Annotated in this window: 18 protein-coding genes; 6 read left to right on the forward strand and 12 right to left on the reverse strand. The window is 30.8% G+C overall.

What is annotated here, in order from left to right:
• Positions 1-32: 32 nt before the first annotated feature.
• On the forward strand, positions 33-944 hold the full coding sequence (locus tag JBL43_RS07560; protein ID WP_198840848.1) for a hypothetical protein: 912 nt from the start codon (positions 33-35) through the stop codon (positions 942-944).
• Between the two features lie 197 nt (positions 945-1141).
• On the forward strand, positions 1142-2299 hold the full coding sequence (locus JBL43_RS07565) for an ATP-binding protein (RefSeq protein ID WP_198840849.1): 1158 nt from the start codon (positions 1142-1144) through the stop codon (positions 2297-2299).
• An 8-nt stretch (positions 2300-2307) separates the two neighbouring features.
• Here the strand turns inward: JBL43_RS07565 and JBL43_RS07570 are convergent, their stop codons facing one another.
• A complete protein-coding gene (locus JBL43_RS07570) occupies positions 2308-2706 on the reverse strand; it encodes a c-type cytochrome (protein ID WP_198840850.1) in 399 nt (132 codons plus the stop codon).
• 159 nt (positions 2707-2865) lie between these two features.
• On the opposite strand from JBL43_RS07570, the gene JBL43_RS07575 reads away from it, so the two are divergent.
• Positions 2866-3618 (forward strand): SDR family NAD(P)-dependent oxidoreductase, encoded by a 753-nt coding sequence (locus JBL43_RS07575; RefSeq protein WP_198840851.1) that lies wholly within the window; start codon positions 2866-2868, stop codon positions 3616-3618.
• 148 nt (positions 3619-3766) lie between these two features.
• On the opposite strand, the gene amaB is transcribed toward JBL43_RS07575, so the two are convergent.
• From amaB to JBL43_RS07600, 5 genes are all read right to left on the reverse strand, one after another.
• A complete protein-coding gene (amaB, locus tag JBL43_RS07580) occupies positions 3767-5317 on the reverse strand; it encodes an L-piperidine-6-carboxylate dehydrogenase (protein WP_233098716.1) in 1551 nt (516 codons plus the stop codon).
• Positions 5318-5494: 177 nt separating this feature from the next.
• Complete coding sequence (locus tag JBL43_RS07585) at positions 5495-6874, reverse strand: TonB-dependent receptor (RefSeq protein WP_198840852.1); 1380 nt, start codon at positions 6872-6874, stop codon at positions 5495-5497.
• Positions 6875-6877: 3 nt separating this feature from the next.
• Positions 6878-7420 carry an RNA polymerase sigma factor gene (locus JBL43_RS07590; protein ID WP_198840853.1) on the reverse strand — a complete coding sequence of 181 codons (543 nt, stop codon included), beginning with the start codon at positions 7418-7420 and terminating at the stop codon, positions 6878-6880.
• 162 nt (positions 7421-7582) lie between these two features.
• Complete coding sequence (locus JBL43_RS07595) at positions 7583-7996, reverse strand: hypothetical protein (RefSeq protein WP_198840854.1); 414 nt, start codon at positions 7994-7996, stop codon at positions 7583-7585.
• A gap of 69 nt (positions 7997-8065) precedes the next feature.
• On the reverse strand, positions 8066-9283 hold the full coding sequence (locus JBL43_RS07600) for a serpin family protein (protein ID WP_198840855.1): 1218 nt from the start codon (positions 9281-9283) through the stop codon (positions 8066-8068).
• A 71-nt stretch (positions 9284-9354) separates the two neighbouring features.
• Here JBL43_RS07600 and JBL43_RS07605 point away from each other — a divergent pair, with 71 nt between their 5' ends.
• Positions 9355-10329, forward strand: coding sequence for a LuxE/PaaK family acyltransferase (locus tag JBL43_RS07605; protein ID WP_198840856.1), 975 nt, complete (start codon positions 9355-9357; stop codon positions 10327-10329).
• A gap of 99 nt (positions 10330-10428) precedes the next feature.
• Here the strand turns inward: JBL43_RS07605 and JBL43_RS07610 are convergent, their stop codons facing one another.
• The 6 genes from JBL43_RS07610 to JBL43_RS07635 form a co-directional block, all read right to left on the reverse strand.
• Positions 10429-11079, reverse strand: a complete 651-nt coding sequence (locus JBL43_RS07610) for a TetR/AcrR family transcriptional regulator (protein WP_198840857.1) — start codon at positions 11077-11079, stop codon at positions 10429-10431.
• A gap of 552 nt (positions 11080-11631) precedes the next feature.
• Positions 11632-12846: an ABC transporter permease gene (locus JBL43_RS07615; protein ID WP_198840858.1), complete on the reverse strand. Its 1215-nt coding sequence runs from the start codon at positions 12844-12846 to the stop codon at positions 11632-11634.
• A gap of 1 nt (position 12847) precedes the next feature.
• Entirely contained in the window at positions 12848-14017 is a 1170-nt protein-coding gene (locus JBL43_RS07620) for an ABC transporter permease (RefSeq protein WP_198840859.1), read from the reverse strand.
• A 1-nt stretch (position 14018) separates the two neighbouring features.
• Positions 14019-15011 carry an HlyD family secretion protein gene (locus tag JBL43_RS07625; RefSeq protein ID WP_198840860.1) on the reverse strand — a complete coding sequence of 331 codons (993 nt, stop codon included), beginning with the start codon at positions 15009-15011 and terminating at the stop codon, positions 14019-14021.
• A gap of 1 nt (position 15012) precedes the next feature.
• Positions 15013-16383, reverse strand: coding sequence for a TolC family protein (locus JBL43_RS07630; RefSeq protein WP_198840861.1), 1371 nt, complete (start codon positions 16381-16383; stop codon positions 15013-15015).
• Positions 16384-16393: 10 nt separating this feature from the next.
• The gene (locus tag JBL43_RS07635; protein ID WP_198840862.1) at positions 16394-16984 is read right to left on the reverse strand and encodes a TetR/AcrR family transcriptional regulator; all 591 of its coding nucleotides are present in this window, start codon (positions 16982-16984) and stop codon (positions 16394-16396) included.
• A 268-nt stretch (positions 16985-17252) separates the two neighbouring features.
• Here JBL43_RS07635 and JBL43_RS07640 point away from each other — a divergent pair, with 268 nt between their 5' ends.
• Together JBL43_RS07640 and JBL43_RS07645 are read left to right on the forward strand one after the other, a co-directional pair.
• Complete coding sequence (locus JBL43_RS07640) at positions 17253-18206, forward strand: alpha/beta hydrolase (protein ID WP_198840863.1); 954 nt, start codon at positions 17253-17255, stop codon at positions 18204-18206.
• A gap of 293 nt (positions 18207-18499) precedes the next feature.
• Complete coding sequence (locus tag JBL43_RS07645; RefSeq protein ID WP_198840864.1) at positions 18500-19006, forward strand: hypothetical protein; 507 nt, start codon at positions 18500-18502, stop codon at positions 19004-19006.
• The last annotated feature ends 108 nt before the right edge of the window (positions 19007-19114 follow it).

Consider the following 19114-nt stretch of genomic DNA (forward strand, 5'->3'; position numbering starts at 1 on the left):
GAATAGCCCTACTATATTTAAAACATTGAATTATGAAAATCTTAAAATTACTCAGTATATTTTTTCTAAGTACCGTATTATTTACCTCATGTGTAATTAATGATGATCCTTATGATGATTCAATTACATTGGAGCAATTGGTAACTTCTTATGATTTATGGTATGTAGATTATAACAGGACTACAGGTAATGTAGATATACCCTTTTTATCAAAAGCATTTACCGTTTCATTTCAAAATGGCATTTTATTAGCAAATAATAATATGGTAGGTTTAGGAAGTGTTGGTAACGGATATGGCGATCAAATTGGTTATTACGAAACTATTAATGGTGTGTTAGAAATAGATCATGATGAAGATGGTTTTATTGATTTGGAAGTAATACAATTAGCAGGTAATGAAATTAAAGTAAGAGATAGTTATACGAATGCCACTTATTATTTAGAAGGATACCAAAAGAATAATTTTGATTATGATTTTGTTTTTTATGACAATATAGAATATTTTTTACAAGAGTATGTTGCTTGGGAAAAAACGAATACAAGCGTTCAAGGTGCTATAAATGAGTTTGATAACGAGAATTTTCTAAAATTTACACCAGAACAAAACACTACTTTTAGGTCTTCTCAAGACCCGTTTGGCACGGATGTTGATTATATATATTGGGATTATGTTGGTGGTTATGAAGTGTATGATGTTGAAGGATATGATGATCTAAAGATTTTAACATTAGATTATGATTCGTCAGGCAATGAAGAGTTTGAATTGAGCGTTATAAATGATGGTGAAGTAGATTTGTATCATGTAGCATCAGGAACTACATATACTTTTAATGGAAGAAGCAATATTGTTTATAAAAACGCAAAAGCAAAAGGACAAATTCCTGAAACAAGAAAACGATTTAAAACAAATCGTAAAACTAAAAAGAGAAATACAAAAGTATAAAGATAAGGTTTGGTTAGTTGATTTTGGTTGATTAAGTTCAACCATACCCGCCCCGATTATTCGGGGCGGTTTTTTTTTGAATAAATTTTAGGTTTTTAAACTTAGTATTATTTTTTTATCTTTCATGTTTCATATAGTTAACACCTCTCAATGTGTAATACTAGAAGTCTAAAATCTTATAGCTCACATCTAAAAAAATGCTTAACAAACGTCTCTTAATTAAAAACTTACTCGCTTATAATGATGAGAATAGTTTTTATGACAAAAAGATACAGTTAAACTTAGATTCAAAAGAAGGCAAAGCTAAGTTTTTAAAGCATGTTTGTGCTTTGGCAAATTCAAACCCACAAAATAATTCATATATCGTTGTCGGTGTTGAAGATGAAAGCAATAAAATTGTTGGTGTCGATTTTTATGATGACAGTAAAATACAAAACTTAATTAATGCCTATTTCAATAATCCTCCAAAAATACAATATGAAAATATTGCTTTTCCGAGATTACCACGCTATAAAGTAATTGGATTGGTTACTATCAATCCCATAGAAAAGATAACATCCCTTAAAAAAGGACTCTGGAAATATCCTAAAGACAGTATTTTTTTTCGTTTGGGCAGTAATTCAATTCCTGTAGATGATGTAATTTTAAAAAATACTAATAAGCCAATAGTTGAATCAATAGAAAAAAATGCAGCTAATAATATCAAACTCACTTTAGATGGTGTTTTTGACTTTATGAAGGAGCATCAACAAGAATTAAACCCTAGTTATATTGTATTTAAAGATCATTTTGTTTTATGCTGGGCGGGTATTAAAAAAGAAACCAAAGGTAAAATATTGTATTCTAGAGTTGATATTGAGTTGGTAAATGAACAAATTAGATTATTCTATTCTACTTTCGATGAAGTGGAAATTGACTATAATCAACAATCATTTATCATTACTGAATATATTCACTTATCAAACACTGAAAAGCCTACATCAAAAGATATTGATGGTCTTTATCCGTTAGAAAAAACAATAATTAATTTTAAAGAAAATGGTTCCTATGATATTGCGACTGAACTTCTTTTCAATCCCCCAACATTTGATCCAATAGTATTAAGGCATATTTACAATAACAACAATGCTATTCTAGACAAATTACAGAAAGGAATAACCCTTTCTAAAAATAACAGATTAGATTTAGAACGTTTACCCACTACCTATTTAATTTGTTCATTAAACGGATTTAAAGATGCTAAAAAGAAATTAGAGCAAGCCAAACCCTTTTTACGCGAGCTTGCAGACAAGTCAGCATATATTAAAATAAAAGAGGCATTACGTGTATTACGGAAAATAAGATACTACAAATAGCTCAATAACTATTTTAAGGTTCTTACATAATTAACCACATCCCAACGTTGATCTTCAGTAAGAATTGGTCCCCATTTTATCATATCATTTCTTCCATTGGTAACTTTCCAAAAAAGTTCACCATCAACTTGTGCTTGAACCATGCTAGACGTCAAGTTTTGAGGTTTAGGACTTAAGGCTTTTCCACCAATTCCGTCTCCTTTTCCAGTGGTACCATGGCAAATCATACACCTTGTTTTAAAAATCTTGGCTCCACGAGCAGCAGATTCCGCTTTATCAGCTGAACTAATAGGGTTTTTAAGGGCTTTCGAACCTTCAGGGGCTTTCCATCTGTCTTCTTGTAGTGTAAAGCTCATAAAGCCCACTAAAACAGATAAGCCTAATATATATAGTAGTGTTTTTTGCATAATTTATGTATTAACTAATTGATTTTTATAATTTTATCATACTACATAAGGCAAATTCTATACCAAAATGAATGTTAAATGTATAAAACCCCTTCCAAACAAGAACGAATTTTGACAATAATTATTCTAAAATTGTAGTTAAATGGTTAATTTTAAGGCATGAAGAAAACAGCATTTATTACGGGAGCTACTAGTGGAATAGGCCTTGCAACCGCACAAGAACTTGCCAAACACAACATAAAATTGATTCTTTGTGGTAGACGGAAAGAACGTTTAGAAACTATAAAAAGAGAATTAGAACAAAAAACAGAGGTTTATACCTTGAATTTTGATGTTGCTGACAAAAGAGCAGTTTCAGAAGCTATTAATTCACTTCCAGATGAATTTAATCAAATTGATATCCTCATAAATAATGCAGGAAACGCTCATGGTTTAGACCCAATTCAAACTGGTAGTTTAGATGATTGGGATGCTATGATGGATATTAATGTAAAAGGATTACTCTATGTTAGTAAAGCTATTATTCCTCAAATGACTGTGCGAAAAAGTGGACATATCATTAATATTGGTTCCTCTGCTGGTAAAGAAGTCTACCCCAAAGGAAATGTATATTGCGGAAGTAAACATGCCGTATTAGCAATAACTGAAGGTATGCGAATTGACCTTAACCCCTTCGGGATAAAAGTTGGAGCAGTAAATCCAGGTTTGGTAGAAACTGAATTTTCTAAAGTTCGCTTTAAAGGTGATTCAATTGCAGATAACGTCTATAAAGGATTTAAAGCCTTACAACCCGAAGACCTAGCTGAAATTATTTATTTTGCAATTTCTAGACCTCCACATGTTAATATAGCCGACATATTGGTTTTTTGTACAGCACAAGCAAGTAGTACTATTGTTAATAAGGACTTATAATAGGAAAAATCCCCTTTAAATTCTAGGGTTTTTCCCCTTGACTAGTCATTTGAAATGAACGATGTTTGTATTCTACTTTAAATCAATTTGAGAAAAACCTTGTTTCTACCCATAAAATTTATGGTGCTGAAACAAGGTTTTATTTTTGTTACAAATCAAACTTAATACCCTGAGCCAATGGCAAACTTTCGGTATAATTAATAGTATTGGTTTGTCGTCGCATATATACTTTCCAAGCATCAGAACCAGATTCGCGTCCACCACCAGTTTCTTTTTCACCTCCAAAAGCACCACCTATTTCTGCACCCGAAGTACCGATATTAACGTTGGCAATACCACAATCAGAACCTGCTTGAGATAAAAACTTTTCCGCTTCACGTAAATTATTAGTCATAATAGCAGAAGATAAGCCTTGAGCTACTTCATTTTGAATAGCAATACCGTTTTCAACTCCCCCTGAATATTTTAATAAATACAATACAGGTGCAAAAGTTTCATGTTGTATAATTTCAAATTGAGGTTCTCCTTCAGCAATAGCAGGTTTTACATAGCACCCGCTTTCATAACCATCTCCTGAAAGTACACCACCTTCAACAACAATTTTACCACCTTCTTCAACTACTTTTTTAAGAGCGTGTTGATACATTTTTACAGCATCTTTATCGATTAATGGACCAACATGATTATTTTCATCTAATGGATTTCCTATTCTTAACTGGCCATAAGCATCTGTAACAGCATTTACAACTTTATCATAAACAGATTCGTGAATAATCAGCCTTCTGGTAGAAGTACAACGTTGTCCACAGGTACCAACTGCACCAAACACCGCTCCAATAACGGTCATTTTAATATCAGCATCTGGTGTAATAATAATAGCGTTATTACCCCCCAATTCTAATAAAGACCTTCCTAAACGTCCTGCTACTTCTTGAGCAACAATTTTACCCATTCTGGTAGAACCTGTTGCAGAAATTAGAGGAATGCGTTTGTCTTTAGTCATCATTTCACCCACTGTATAATCACCATTAATAAGATTGCAAATTCCTTCTGGTAAATCATTAGCTTTAAAAACCTCAGCTGCAATATTCTGACATGCAATTCCGCATAAAGGTGCTTTTTCAGAAGGTTTCCAAACACAAACATCACCACAAATCCAAGCTAACGCAGTATTCCAAGCCCAAACTGCTACAGGGAAATTAAATGCAGAAATTATACCTACAACACCTAAAGGATGGTATTGTTCGTACATTCTATGTCCGGGACGCTCACTATGCATGGTAAAACCATGCAATTGACGCGATAATCCAACTGCAAAATCACAGATATCAATCATTTCTTGAACTTCGCCTAAGCCTTCTTGATAGCTTTTACCCATTTCATACGAAACCAGTTTACCCAAAGCTTCTTTTTTCTCTCTTAATTTATCTCCAAATTGTCTAACAACCTCTCCACGCAATGGGGCAGGTTTTGTACGCCAAGTTTTAAACGCAGCAGTTGCAGTTTCCATTACTTTTTCAAAATCTGCAGCTGTGGTAGTTTTAACTTTTCCAATCAACTGGCCATCAACTGGTGAATAGGATTCAATAAAATCTCCATTTGAAAAACTATTGTTTCCCGTTGAGGTACCATTATTTATGTCTTTAACTCCTAATTGTTCTAAGGCTTCTTTTATACCAAAATCTGTTGCTAATGCCATTATTATAGTTTTATTATTTGACAGCTAATTTACGAAATAAAAATTATGAAAAATTGATTTATACCCCTTTAATAATAGTAATAAACATTACAAATCAAAGTTTATAAAACAAAAAAGCCACGCATAAAGCATGGCTTTCTAGCTATATTTGGCAACCAACCAAATATAATTAACCAACTAAAACCTAAAGTTTAACCCTCCGTAAACACCAAAGAAATAGGGTTTAAATCCTCCTGAATCTTCAGAAAAAGTATTCAATTGATATTTTAACATCGGGGATGCGTTTAAAAATAAATTAGGACTAAGATTGTAATTCAAATCGAGCCCTACATTACCACTAAAATTCATGTTGTTAAGGTTAGAAGCTTCACCCAAGGATGTCTTTTTACCAAAAGATGTAATTGACACGTCGTTATCGTACAAAAAATAAGTACTTACTCCACCCACAAGATTTACACCTACCTTTTTCTGTACAAGAGCATATTTAGCCTCTAAAGGTACTTCCACATAACTATAAGATTGATCTAAACTTCCATTACTATCAAATGGAGATCTTTGACTATACGTTTCTGAACGTTGAGATGCTGTTGATGACACCTCTACAATTGCACCAATGTCTGAATTAATGTTCGTTTTAGAATTATTTAACAATGCTGAAGATGTTATAACAGATACATTTTCAGTAGAATATCCTAAATCAACATTCTGAATACCTGATTGTAAACTAAACTTATCTGTTATCTTATAATTAACTTTTAATCCATAAGAAATAGAGTTAGTACTATTTTTAGTATTATTAGATAATGAAGGATCAATTGGAGAACCTTTGCTTGAAGAATTCAAATAAACGGGACCAATAGTAGAACCAATAGACCACTTTTTATCAGTATCAACAACTATATTTTCTAATGTATTCTGTTTTATTACTTCTTCTAATAAATCATCATTATTATTCTTTACTTCTTCATCTAATTTTTCTAATAGGGCAACCTTGGTCTTTAAACTATCTTGCGACAGTTCACTATTTTTAAATTGGTTTACAACGTTATCTTCTTGCAGAGCAACAGCTTTTTCTTGAGATACTTCAGTTTGAACATTTTTAACATTGTTTTCTGTGGATTGGTTTTTCTGATTAGTAACAATGTTTTTAGTAGCTCTATTTTTTTGGCTTGACGCTTCGGTCGTTGTTATTAAACTTTCTTTAACCTCAGTATTTATAAGATTCTTATCTCCGCTATTTTTTTCAGAACTGATGCCATCTTCAGAAGATTGATTTTCTTTAGATACATTATCATCTGTATTAGTATTAGTGATAACATTTGTACCTGGAACATCTGGTTTTATGTTCTGACTATTATAAATTCTATAACCCACGGGAATTAAAAATAACAGAATTGCCGCTGCACCTGCTAAACGCAACCACAGCGGTATAATTCTTCTCTTCTTCTTTTTCACAAGTTCTTTTTCAATGCCTTTCCAAACATTGGGTTCAGGAAAAACTTCATAGTCTTTGAATTTTTCCTGAAACAATCTATCTATATTTTTATGATCACTCATTTATTAAAGTGCTTCGTTCTTCATTAGTTGGTTGGCTTCTATTTTATCTCTCAATATTACTCTTGCCCTTGATAGGTTTGATTTAGAGGTTCCTTCAGAAATATTTAACATTTTGGCAATTTCTTTGTGCGGATAGCCGTCTAAAACATACAAATTAAAGACCATTTGATACCTTTCTGGTAACTCTTGAATTAAATTAAGTAAAAAATCTAATTGAATATCTTCTTCATCTAATTCTACCTCAACCTCAACATCTGGTATTTCTTCATTGACAAGGCTTAAAACATTTTTTTTTCGATACGTCTGTAAAGAAGTGTTAATAATGATTCTTTTTAACCACCCCTCAAATGAACCTTTATGTTCATATTGTTCAATTTTTTCAAAGATGGTAATAAAACCGTTATGTAAATTGTCTTGTGCTTCTTCGTAATTTTTTGAATATTTCAGACATAGCCCAAACAATTTACCAGCATATAGCTGGTAAATTTGAGATTGGGCTTTTATATCTTTTTGCTTACAGCTATTTATGAGCTTTTTTAAACTCATACTTTATATTATGTGTTAATTGTTAAACTCATTAACTTATTTCACTGCCTTATTTCTTTATACCACTTTCAAAATATTGACCGTAACACAGACTGTGCTCATGTATTTTACCATGTCTAAAAAATAGCAAAATAGTAGTCAACAAATATATTAATTAACAAACTAATTAATTACAGGTACAACCACATCTTCAAAAGTATCGTTACCATCACTATCTTCTCCTTTCCAAAATTTAAAGGTATAATCTTCTGATTGTTCAACATTTACCACAAATTCATATTCCATTGTTACCGGAACATCTGAGCATTGATCATTTTCATCAACAATTGATACAATTGCAATTTCTCTAGTTGTATCCACTTGTTTATAATACAAATCATAAAAAGAATGACATGCATCAGGCAAATCATATTCAACTTTAATTGTATATGACATTCCTAATTCAAATTCATCTGGAACAACATACGATTTAATCGGCAATGTTTTAAGGACCAAATTTGTGTCATTATCATCATTTAAACTACATGAAACTAATGTAACAGCAACCAAAAAGGTTAATAAAACTTTTTTAATCATAATTCTAATTTTTTTTTAAATTGTATATTAAAGATGTATCGATTGCAATAAGGTTGCGTAGATTTTAATTTATTCAACTACAGGCATACCAATTTTTCCTATAAAGCAGATGGCATTGGTTTTCTTTTCCGTAATTAAGAACAGAAAAGGCTTATTTAAAGTCATTCTAGTACTTGAGCCTGTTGAGGTTGTTCCAATTCCGATAGTTGTTACAGCAGCTGCTTCTGTTCCTTTTTCATTTACTTCTATAAATGTTTTTTGCTTTACAAAAGCTATTTGCGTAGCTATCTCGCTAATTCCGCTAAAATCAGCAGCGTCGGTAAAAGCAATATCCAACCCTAAATTATCAAGTGCTTCATTAAACATTTTTTCGTAGGCGAAAGTAAATTTTGGCATACTTAAAGACATCCTGGTTTCATTGTATTGACTAAGCCAATTGTACCAACTTTCATCATTCATTTCTGCAATAATATCTGTAACGTTTTTATCTTCATTTGGTAAAAGCACGATCATACTATATTTATCATTTTTGTACGGCAATATAACCGATGAAAATAGGCTGTTCGATAGAAATGATAAATCTTGTTCCATATTCATCATGGCAACACTTTTAGTATTTCCTTCTTCGGGATAAAAAGACTGATCATTTGTGTTTTCTTCTTTAAATTGATATTTCCAGTCGCTTTTAAAATACAAAGCATTGATTGCAAACAAAACCATATTTGGCGAAATATTATCAATAACAGTTGGTATTTTCTGTTGCGTCTTATCAGCAACCCAATTATTGATAATATCTACAGATTTCGGGTCTTGAAAATCTAAGTTTTGCACCTTAGCATCATAAAATTGTTTATTCAAATCGATAAATGCATCCTTCACAGGAAAAGAGTTTTTAATCCATAATGAATTGGCGATATTAAATATAGCTCCAGAATTATTATCTGATAACTGAGCTATGAGGTTTTGGTTGACTAAATTAACTTCTTCTAAAGTGGCATTTCCATAATTAAAAACACTATTAAAGGCCTCTTTAGTTTGGTTTTCGGCTCCATTGTAAACCATACCTAACGCCAATGAGGCACTAACCGGTGAAATCATATAATTTTGTGAAGATTCTTCTTTTGCTATTTCTTTAAAAAGCGAAAACGCAAACTTATTATTTGCCTTTACAATTTCGCCACTTTTAGCTATTGACTCAAAATCAGGTATAGGAGTTTTTATATCTGATTCACATGATAGTAAAAGGTTAGACAAGATCAGAGACAAGCATAAATAGAAGTTCTTCATTTGAAATTGGTTTGAATTTTGTCTAAAGATGCTTAATATAAGTAAAGGTTGCTTAATTTTGTCCTTTTATTATGAACCTAGATACTATTTTCGAAATACAATCTGAAGAGGATTTTACCAAACTGGCTTTGACTATTTTTAAATATCAATTTAAGAATAATAAAGTGTATCGTTCTTTTTGTACGCTATTAAATGTTTATCCCAGTGACATAAAAAGTATTGAAGAAATTCCTTTTTTACCTATTCAGTTTTTTAAATCGCATCATGTAGTATCGTCTAGAGATGCTGTTCAACAAATTTTTACCAGTTCCGGAACGACAGGAACGGCAACCAGTAAACATTATGTAACTGATCTTTCTACCTATGAACAAAGTTACCTCAACGCCTTTAAGTATTTTTATGGAAATATAGAAGAATATACCGTTTTAGCACTGCTACCCTCCTATTTAGAAAGAGAAGGATCTTCATTAATTTATATGGTTGATGATTTGATTAAAAAATCTAAAAAACCAGAGAGTGGATTTTATTTAGACAATTTATCTACACTAAAAGACACCCTTGTTAAATTAGATGAGAAAGGGGAAAAAGTGTTACTTATTGGAGTTTCTTTTGCTTTATTAGATCTAGTTGAAAACTATACTTTCAATCTCAAAAACACCATTATTATGGAAACAGGAGGTATGAAAGGAAGACGTAAAGAGTTAATTAGAAATGAACTGCACAACTTATTAATTGACGGTTTCGGTGTTGATAAAATTCACTCAGAATACGGAATGACAGAATTATTAAGCCAGGGCTATTCTAAGGGTCATGGTATTTTTAATACACCGCCTTGGATGAAAATTTTGATACGTGACACAGAAGATCCCCTACAACTTTTATCTCATGAAAAAACAGGTGGACTTAATGTTATTGACTTGGCAAATATTAATTCGTGTTCGTTTATTGCTACGCAAGATTTAGGTAAAAACTATACAAATGGTAGTTTCGAAATCTTAGGTCGTTTTGACCATTCAGATGTAAGAGGATGTAATTTACTAGTTTGAGAAAAAGTTTAAATTAGAACCTAAAAAATTGAGCTAATTTAACCTGATATAAGGTGCACTAATTAGCTCAAATTGATTATTATTTTTTAAATTGCCTGTTTAACTTACCAACTGATAACGCCTTACACTACTATCTTGCTCAGAAATCTTTAAAGAATCTAAATAATTTTTAAATTGTTCTATATAGTTATAAAAGATGCTTTTATCATTTGTAATTCGCTTCATTGTTCTCACTCCTTCTAAAGAATTTATAATAAATTCTGCGGCTGGTTCCGTATTAATGTGCCTATCCAAATAGCCATCATCAATTCCTCGATATAAAAAATTAATCAAAGCAACTTTCCATTCATTCATTATATCCTTCAATTGCAATTGTAATTCATAATCGTTTTCTTCATGACTCAGATCTACAATAAAATTCACTAACGGACTTCCTAAATTTTGATTTAATGATTTGTCATTTATTAATTTGTCTTGCAACAAGTCTGAAAGTATAAATATCGGATTACCGCGTTCTGATAAAGGTTCAATAAAATCGCTATGAATTTCCTTACTTACTCGTTCTTGAATTACAGACTGAACAAAATGATGTTTATTATCAAAATGATAGTAAAATGCACCTTTGGTTAAGCTAACATCTTTTATAATAGTATCTATACTTACAGCATGATACCCATACATTTTAATTAATTCATAGCCTTTATCAATTAATTTCTGCCTGGTCAATCTTCGTTTTATTTCTTGAGTCATTTTTCCACTTATTTTAAATACTGATGCTCCCGAAACCTCGGTACAGTAATATGTTATTACATTGATAAAACAATTTTGAAGAGTGAATTCCTACTTTTTAATTTTATAATTTTCTGAAAGGTTAAATACTAACTAGTTTGTTATAAATATTATTATTAATATAAAACTTAATAAAAACAGGGGCTAACAATCATTTTAATACTGTTTAGTTTGCATTTTTATTAAATATATATTCGCTAGTTGTACTATTAAGTTTGGTAATGAATGGTCCTTTTGTAATTTTCATCATCTAAAAATATCCAAACATTTTATACATCTACAAACAACATTTATTCACGCATCTTAAAATTAGATAAATGCTATTTTCAGTAATTCTTAGTGGTAATTCTTTTAAATAAAGGTAAATATTTATGCAACAAGGTAAAATCTAGATACAACATTTATTCACGCATCTTAAAATTAGATAAATGCTATTTTCAGTAATTCTTAATGGTAATTCTTTTAAATAAAGGTAAATATTTATGCAACAAGGTAAAATCTAGATAATGGTATTCAATCTTGAGATTTCATCATTTGAGATTCTTTAAAAGCTCTTCTTTTTAACGAAATGGAAGCCAACACAAAATAAATTAGACTTAATATCCATAAATGATTCCATTCGTTTAGAACTTCGAAGAAGCTGGCCTTCATTTGTGTTAATCGTACAAAACCATTGATACCAGGAGTTGAAGGAATTAATTTTGCCAAGCCTTTATAAAATTCAGAAAACCCTTCTACAGGAAAAGATAATCCGCTCAACATTAGTGATGGAACCGAAATAAGTACCAAAAAGACAATAGCTTCTTCACGTCTTTTGAAAAAGGAACTGATGGAGATACCCAAAAATACGGTAGAAAAGACATAGGGTACCAAAAATAGATATATGGTCAGTAACGAAGACCTAACGGGAATTGAAAATAGTGTATAAACAATACCAACTTGAATGGGGATAACCACCATAAAAATAGCTGTATATAAACATGCTTTTGCCAACAAAATAGGAATGGTTCCACCTGGGTGTAATAATCTGGGAAAATTTGTATGCGTAGATATGTATTCTTGTCTTGAACCACTTAAAATACCAATACCCATAAGCAACACTAATTGTACAAGTAAAGCCGTTAGCATTGGAATTAAATAATTTGCATAACCTGCAGAAGAATTAAATAAACTCGTAGAAATTGCTTTTATAGGTGTGTAATTTTGTTGTGCTTCATCAATCGTTTTACCTAAGGCCATTTGTTTTTTAATAACAATTCCTGCAGAAAAGTAACCGTTAATTGTAGTGACATCTCCCAAAACTTTTTTGTAAAAAATCATATTAGCAGCATCAGAAAAAGTAGTAATGGTCGTTTGTTTTCCGCTACGAATGTTTTTTTCAAAGTTTTTAGGAATAATAACAATTCCCATGATATCTTTTGAATAGTAAGCCACTTTGGCTGCTTGCACATCAGTGTAATTTGAGACGGTTTTTAAGCCCTCTGTAGCATCTAACATATTGATGTAATCTCTACTCATTTTTGAGCCGTCTTGATTAATAACAGCCACAGGAACTTCTTCGACTACTTGATTGGAATATATATAGGTGTAAGCAATCAAAATAACAACAGTCATTAATATAAAAGTGCTTATAACTGCTTTATCAGATTTAATAGCATTCCATTCCGTAGAAATGGTATTCCAAAAGGAGGTTTTCGCTTTATAATATGTTTTAAAAGATACCTTCATTTTAAATATGATGCTTAAATTTTCCTTTAATAAATAGCCTTTTTAATTTAAACCAACCCAGTGTAAGCGGTACAATACATAATACAATTAATATGGCTAAAGATTTTAAAGAATAATACATTGGAAAACCACGTTGAGACTGGTCTAATAACAATTCGAAAAAATGAGTAAATGGAAAAATTTGGCTTACCCATTGCATAAATTTTGGCATTCCAAAAATTGGAAATGTAATTCCTGAAAAGGATAAACTAACCGCTGCAAAACCAGATGCTATTGTTAATGCTTCTCTAAAACTATTGGTTAATGCAATAATTAATAATGCAAAAGATTGATTGGCAATTATTAACAAAAGAAGGCCTACCAATACTCCAATTTTACTTCCATGAAAAGGGAAATCTTGCCATACGTACATACTGATTAGCATAATTACACCTACCAACATAAACCAAAGCGTATAGGGTAACACTTTTCCTACAATAATTGACCATAGATTTCCATTTGCAATGCTTAACAATTTATTCCCTTTATTATACTTTAAATCAGTCCCGAAACAGTACGTAGTGGTAAGAATGACAAACAATTGGAAAAACATAGCCAAAAACCCTGTATTAAGATAATAGGAGTAATTGGTGAACGGATTCGATAGCACATGATTGTTAGTTGTTAACGGTTGAAAATTAACAATGGCCTGTTGGGTAGAAATTCCTTGTTTACGTTGTTTTTCAATGTTAATTCCAGCCGAAATAGTTCCTATTACTTTTCTAAAAGCTTTGTATTCTAACCCTCCAGCTAAAATTAAATCACTGTTGTATTGGTTTATGATATTTACTTGCTTGCCTTTTTTTAAGTTTACTTCAAAATCTTGAGGAATAGTTATAAGTCCATATACTTTCCCTAGCCTTATGAGTTCTTCACCTTTTTGCTCATTTAATGGGAAATAGCTTACTTCCAATTCTGGAGATGATTCTAATTGGGAAATTACATTTCTTGAAATTGATGAATGATCTAAATCTATAATTGCAATAGGTAAATTTCGTGCAACACCATCACTTAAAAGTGTATTAAAGAATAAAATTGAGACAAAAGGAAGTAGTATAGCAAAAATGAATGTCGTTTTTGAACTAAATAATTGTGCTATTTCTCGCTTCGCTATTTGTACTGATGGTTTCATTTTATTCCTTAAATTGAGAATAATCAATTAAAATACTCATTCCAGGACGTAATTCTGTCTCTTCAGAAACCGGAGATGCTTTTATTTCAAATGTTCTAACATCAAAATCACCAGTAGCCTTTGTTGCATTCCATGTTGCATAGTCACCTAATGGAGCCACATAGTATATTTTAAATTTTACTTTTTTGTTGTTTAACGCAGGAATAGTAGCTTCAAACTCTGATTCTTTTTTAAAATTCATTAAGCTCGTTTCTTTTACATTTACAATAGCATAACTATTCGATAAATCAATTAAGTGAGCTACAGGATAACCAGCTCCAACCAGCTCCCCTTCTTCCGGTAAAAAGTTAAGGACCTCAGCATCAATAGGAGCAATGATATTGCGTTCGTTTTTATAGCTTTCTAATTCTATTAAAGCACCGTCAGCCTGTTTCACCAATGCAGAAGCAGCTTCAATATCTTCATTTCTAGCACCTTTTAAGGCCATTTGATAACCACTTAAAGCCGTTTCTTGATCTTTTAATGCGGCTTCTTTTTTCGCAAAAATTTCATCGCGTTGTTGTTCAGAAATAACACCATCTTTAAACAGGTTCTCCATTCTTTCAAATGTTTTTTTCATCACATTAGCTGCAGCCGTTGCTTTTCCGTAGATACTTTTTGCGGCTTGTATTTCTTCTTTACGAGCACCGTTTAGAGCTTTATTTTTTTGAGCATTTGCTGCGTCTTTTAAAGCCAATGCTTGTTGCTCTTTTGCCATAATTTCAGGACTTTTAAGAGTAGCCAGTAATTGTCCTTTTTTAACACTTGCACCTTCTTTTACCTCAAAAGTGTTAATCCTTGTGGGTATTTTAGCAGATAGATAAATTTCTTTCGCTTCAATTCTACCTTGTAATACAATCGACTTAGGTTTATTTAAAAACCAAATACCAATTAACACTAAAATGGCAATAAGTACAATGCTAAAAAGTGATTTTATAAATTTTGCATTTTTCATTTTATTTTTCATTTAAGAATGATTCTGTTTCGCCAATACGTACCATAAGCTCACCATAAGCTACATTGTACAGGTATAAAGCTTTTATTTTATGTAATTTTATTTCAGTTAATTTTAATGTTGCGTCTACAACTTCTAATGAAGTTCCCGTACCTTCTTCAAAAGCACGTGTTCGCATAAATTTTAATTTTTCAGCAAAAGTTTCATCGGTTTTAAGACTTTCAAATTGTTCCAATTGCTTTTCAATTTCATTGTATAATTTTTCCGTGTAGGTCGTTAAATTCAGTCGAGCTTGTTTGTCTAAAGCTTCTATTTGAGATACTTTGTATTTAGAAGCTTTTATTTTATGTTCGCGTTGAAAGCCATTGAACAATTCCCATTCTACACTAAGACCCGCAAGCCATTTTGTATCAGCTAAAGGTAAATTGTCTTTCCAAAATAAATATTTTCCGAAAACACCAACCTTTGGAAAATAATCACTGTTCTCTACTTTGACCCCAACTTTTGCCAATTCACGATTCTTCTCAATTGTTTTAAGTTGCTTATTTTCTTTTAACATATCGTTTTGAAATTCGTTTAACGGTTTCAAAATAGATGGATCTGTAAACGTGGTAGAAATAGTTTCAAGGTTATCAGTACCAATTAAATTCTTTAATGCCGTTGTTGCTAGAGCAACATCTTTTTTTGCTGCTAATAATTCTCTGTTGGCATTAGATAAAGCAACTTTTGCATTTAAGGTTTCTACTTCTGGAATCATTCCGTTTTCAAAAAACTTGTCAGCTTGGTTACTATGTAATAATACTGTTTCATAAACTTCCTTTCGTAAAACTTCAGCTTCCTTAGCCAGCTTTAATCTAAAGAAATAGGTAATTAGATTAACCGTTAATTCATCTTCTTTTAACCGATGATTATTTTCTGAAAGTTGTAATTTAATATCTGAAGCTTTATTAGCGGCATTAATTTTTCCACCAGCATAAAGTGGCATTGAAATATCAGCAGAAGCAAAACCTATGTTTTTATCTAATAATGAAAAATTCCAATCGCCTAGAACAGCGGTTGGGTCAGAAATACTTAATAAACCGCCAACCATGTCTCGTTCTGTGTTTAAATCTGCCGTAATATCTTTATCTAAATTTAAATAAGTACCAGAAAGACTGACTGTAGGAAGCCGTAATCCTTTGGTTGCTTTATTCTCTTCTTCCATTGATTTAACCTCAAAATTAGAAGCCTTAATTTCTCCATTTTCAGTTAACATTAAATCATGTGCTTTTTTCAGCGTAAGTTCTTGTGCGTTCACACCAGTGCCAAATAAAACCAGAATACAAGTCGTTATTTTTAATATTGACACTATTTTTATTTTATTAAACTCCATTTCCTTTCATTTACATTTTTAAAAACTTTAAAATATTGGCTGTCAAATAGTTTAAGTCATCACTATCTTTTGATTGTTCTAAACCAAAGGCTTTATTTCTTTTAAAATTGATATAATCAACCGGATAAATTAAGATGTGGTAATGCAATTGAAACAAACTAATAGTATCAGAAACTTCACCTGAAGTTATCCCTATACGTTTTATGTTTTCCATTAAACCAAAATGTTTTACTTTAAGTTCTTCCGATAAATTAAAATTTTCATTGTGTAATAATTGATAGTAGAATTTAGAAGCAATCGTTTCATTTTTGGAATACACTATTCTATTTCTAATAAAAGTGTTGATAATAGGTTCAATTGTTGTGGGATTTAGTGTTAATAAAAACTCTAATTCATTAACCAATGACATCACTTTCTTCGAGTATAAATCATTAATTAAATCTTGTTTTCCACTATATATACGGTATAAATAACCTCCACTAACATTTGCGTTTTTGGCTATCATGGCTATTGTAGTTGCTTCAATACCATGTGTAACAATGGTTTCCATTGTAGCCTCTTTAATACGATTTATTTTATCTTCGTCAATTTTACGTGCCATATTAAATAGAATAATTATTTACACTACAAAATTATGAATAAATGTTCATTCATTTATTATAAATCGTAATATTTTATAATTTATTGTGCAAACCCATTAATTTTACTAGTGATAACCATTGGAAGGACAGTTTATTAATGATAATCAATATTTTATCAGGATAATAAAACTTGATTTTTGGGGAGGAAAATTATCCTTAATTACAGATTAAATAGTTACCTTATTATCGATAATTCTTGTGGCTTTTGAAAAACATAAATTAAGTTAAATGGAAGATAGAAATTACATACCAGATGTACTCGGAGATAATTTTAAAAAATTAACCTTGCCCCTTCCCGATGATTATGAAGGAAAAGCAGTTGCAACTCTAATATGCCATAAAACGGACAAACCTTCACTTAAAGCCATTTTATACATCCATGGTTTTAACGACTATTTCTTTCAAACGGCTTTGGCTAAAAAGTTTAATGAACAAGGGTATAATTTTTATGCATTAGATTTGAGAAAGTATGGACGTTCTTATTTGCCTCACCAAAAACTAAACAATGTTCGTTCGCTTACTGAATATGATGAGGAAATAGACATTTCTTTAAAGATTATCCAATCAGAAAATAACAATCGGGTACTTTTAATGGGACATTCAAATGGTGGACTTATTGTAACCAATTATGCAAAGAGGCATCTAAAAAGCAATTTGTTTCATGGAATACTATGTAATAGTCCCTTTTACGATTTTAATTTAAGCACTATTGAGCGAAAAATAGGAGTTCCGATATTGTCTATGCTCGCCAACTATTATCCTGACAAACGTATAAAAAGTGGTTTGTCAAAGTTATATGGTTTAAGTCTCCATATAGATTACCATGGTGAATGGAACTATTCGCTGACTTGGAAACCTCTTATTATACCAACGGTAAATCTGAGTTTTATAAGAGCCATACATAAAGCACAAAAAAATATAAAAAACAATTTTGTTATTGATGTTCCCATACTCGTAATGCATAGTGATAAATCTGTTTTTGAACATAATTGGTCTGATAATTTCAAACACGGAGATGCCGTTTTAAATGTAAATCATATCTCAAAAATTGCCAATACTTTCAAAGGAAATGTTACTGTATGTGAAATTAAAAATGCCATGCATGATCTGTTTCTTTCTGAAAAAACTGTAAGAGAAAGTGCTTATGAGAAGATGTTTGCATGGGTTGGTGATAACTTTTAAAATAGAGCTTTGTACTAATACTATTTATCTTAAATGAAAACATATAAACCAAAAGCATAAATAGGAAAGGCATTTCACCCGCTATTGATTTTAGATTTGATTTTTAAGATTTGGATTTATATAGGGTTCATATGTATTGTTTTAGTACATAGTTTAACTTGATTCTAAATGCTATTTTAGCTAGATTCGCTTTTCATTAGATAAATAAAAATTGAAACGTTTTTTATCAGTACGTTGTAAACAATTAAAAACGAAATATTTATTTAACGTAAACTGTCATATAAAAAATTCCTATGAGAAATATACTATTAATTCTGACTGTAATTACTTTAATTAGCTGTGATAACAAAACAGATAAAAACAACAATTCTATAATCGGAATGCAATTTCAAAATTTCAGACAATTAAATCAACTTGAAAAATATACTAAAGTAAGTGACACAACAATTTATGAAAGTAATTTAGAACCAAAATATGGAATTCTACAATTACGCGACAACTCAAATAATTTAGTGATATTTAAGAGTATTTCACTTGATTCAATTAGAAACACAACTTTTAAAATTTTAGATACTTTAATTATTCCTAACCCAAATAAAACAGAATTGATAACAATTGGTTATTGTCAAATAAATAATGACAACAATGAGAATCTCATAGCATTAGTTGATAAGACTGACAGTTTAAAGATACAGAATATTAAGAAAATTTGGAAAGCAAATACAGATTCAGAAAAAATTGAAAAAGTTAATAATCTGAACGAAATTAATTGTATTAATGAATGGTTTGTTAAAAAATAACTGTTTACAACACCGTACAAAATTAATTGCTTGGTTAGGGCGTATTTACGAAAGTCCTCACGGACTTTCTTGGTTAAGTAATTATATACTAAATTCATAGCTTAACCA

This window comes from Aureibaculum flavum, assembly GCF_016406085.1.
Taxonomy (GTDB): domain Bacteria; phylum Bacteroidota; class Bacteroidia; order Flavobacteriales; family Flavobacteriaceae; genus Aureibaculum; species Aureibaculum flavum.

What these genes read in the sequence shown, in the direction of transcription:
- JBL43_RS07560 (WP_198840848.1), top strand. Translation starts at nt 33, where the DNA reads ATGAAAATCTTAAAATTACTCAGTATATTTTTTCTAAGTACCGTATTA.
- JBL43_RS07565 (WP_198840849.1), top strand. Translation starts at nt 1,142, where the DNA reads ATGCTTAACAAACGTCTCTTAATTAAAAACTTACTCGCTTATAATGAT.
- JBL43_RS07570 (WP_198840850.1), bottom strand. Translation starts at nt 2,706, where the DNA reads ATGCAAAAAACACTACTATATATATTAGGCTTATCTGTTTTAGTGGGC.
- JBL43_RS07575 (WP_198840851.1), top strand. Translation starts at nt 2,866, where the DNA reads ATGAAGAAAACAGCATTTATTACGGGAGCTACTAGTGGAATAGGCCTT.
- amaB (WP_233098716.1), bottom strand. Translation starts at nt 5,317, where the DNA reads ATGGCATTAGCAACAGATTTTGGTATAAAAGAAGCCTTAGAACAATTA.
- JBL43_RS07585 (WP_198840852.1), bottom strand. Translation starts at nt 6,874, where the DNA reads ATGAGTGATCATAAAAATATAGATAGATTGTTTCAGGAAAAATTCAAA.
- JBL43_RS07590 (WP_198840853.1), bottom strand. Translation starts at nt 7,420, where the DNA reads ATGAGTTTAAAAAAGCTCATAAATAGCTGTAAGCAAAAAGATATAAAA.
- JBL43_RS07595 (WP_198840854.1), bottom strand. Translation starts at nt 7,996, where the DNA reads ATGATTAAAAAAGTTTTATTAACCTTTTTGGTTGCTGTTACATTAGTT.
- JBL43_RS07600 (WP_198840855.1), bottom strand. Translation starts at nt 9,283, where the DNA reads ATGAAGAACTTCTATTTATGCTTGTCTCTGATCTTGTCTAACCTTTTA.
- JBL43_RS07605 (WP_198840856.1), top strand. Translation starts at nt 9,355, where the DNA reads ATGAACCTAGATACTATTTTCGAAATACAATCTGAAGAGGATTTTACC.
- JBL43_RS07610 (WP_198840857.1), bottom strand. Translation starts at nt 11,079, where the DNA reads ATGACTCAAGAAATAAAACGAAGATTGACCAGGCAGAAATTAATTGAT.
- JBL43_RS07615 (WP_198840858.1), bottom strand. Translation starts at nt 12,846, where the DNA reads ATGAAGGTATCTTTTAAAACATATTATAAAGCGAAAACCTCCTTTTGG.
- JBL43_RS07620 (WP_198840859.1), bottom strand. Translation starts at nt 14,017, where the DNA reads ATGAAACCATCAGTACAAATAGCGAAGCGAGAAATAGCACAATTATTT.
- JBL43_RS07625 (WP_198840860.1), bottom strand. Translation starts at nt 15,011, where the DNA reads ATGAAAAATGCAAAATTTATAAAATCACTTTTTAGCATTGTACTTATT.
- JBL43_RS07630 (WP_198840861.1), bottom strand. Translation starts at nt 16,383, where the DNA reads ATGGAGTTTAATAAAATAAAAATAGTGTCAATATTAAAAATAACGACT.
- JBL43_RS07635 (WP_198840862.1), bottom strand. Translation starts at nt 16,984, where the DNA reads ATGGCACGTAAAATTGACGAAGATAAAATAAATCGTATTAAAGAGGCT.
- JBL43_RS07640 (WP_198840863.1), top strand. Translation starts at nt 17,253, where the DNA reads ATGGAAGATAGAAATTACATACCAGATGTACTCGGAGATAATTTTAAA.
- JBL43_RS07645 (WP_198840864.1), top strand. Translation starts at nt 18,500, where the DNA reads ATGAGAAATATACTATTAATTCTGACTGTAATTACTTTAATTAGCTGT.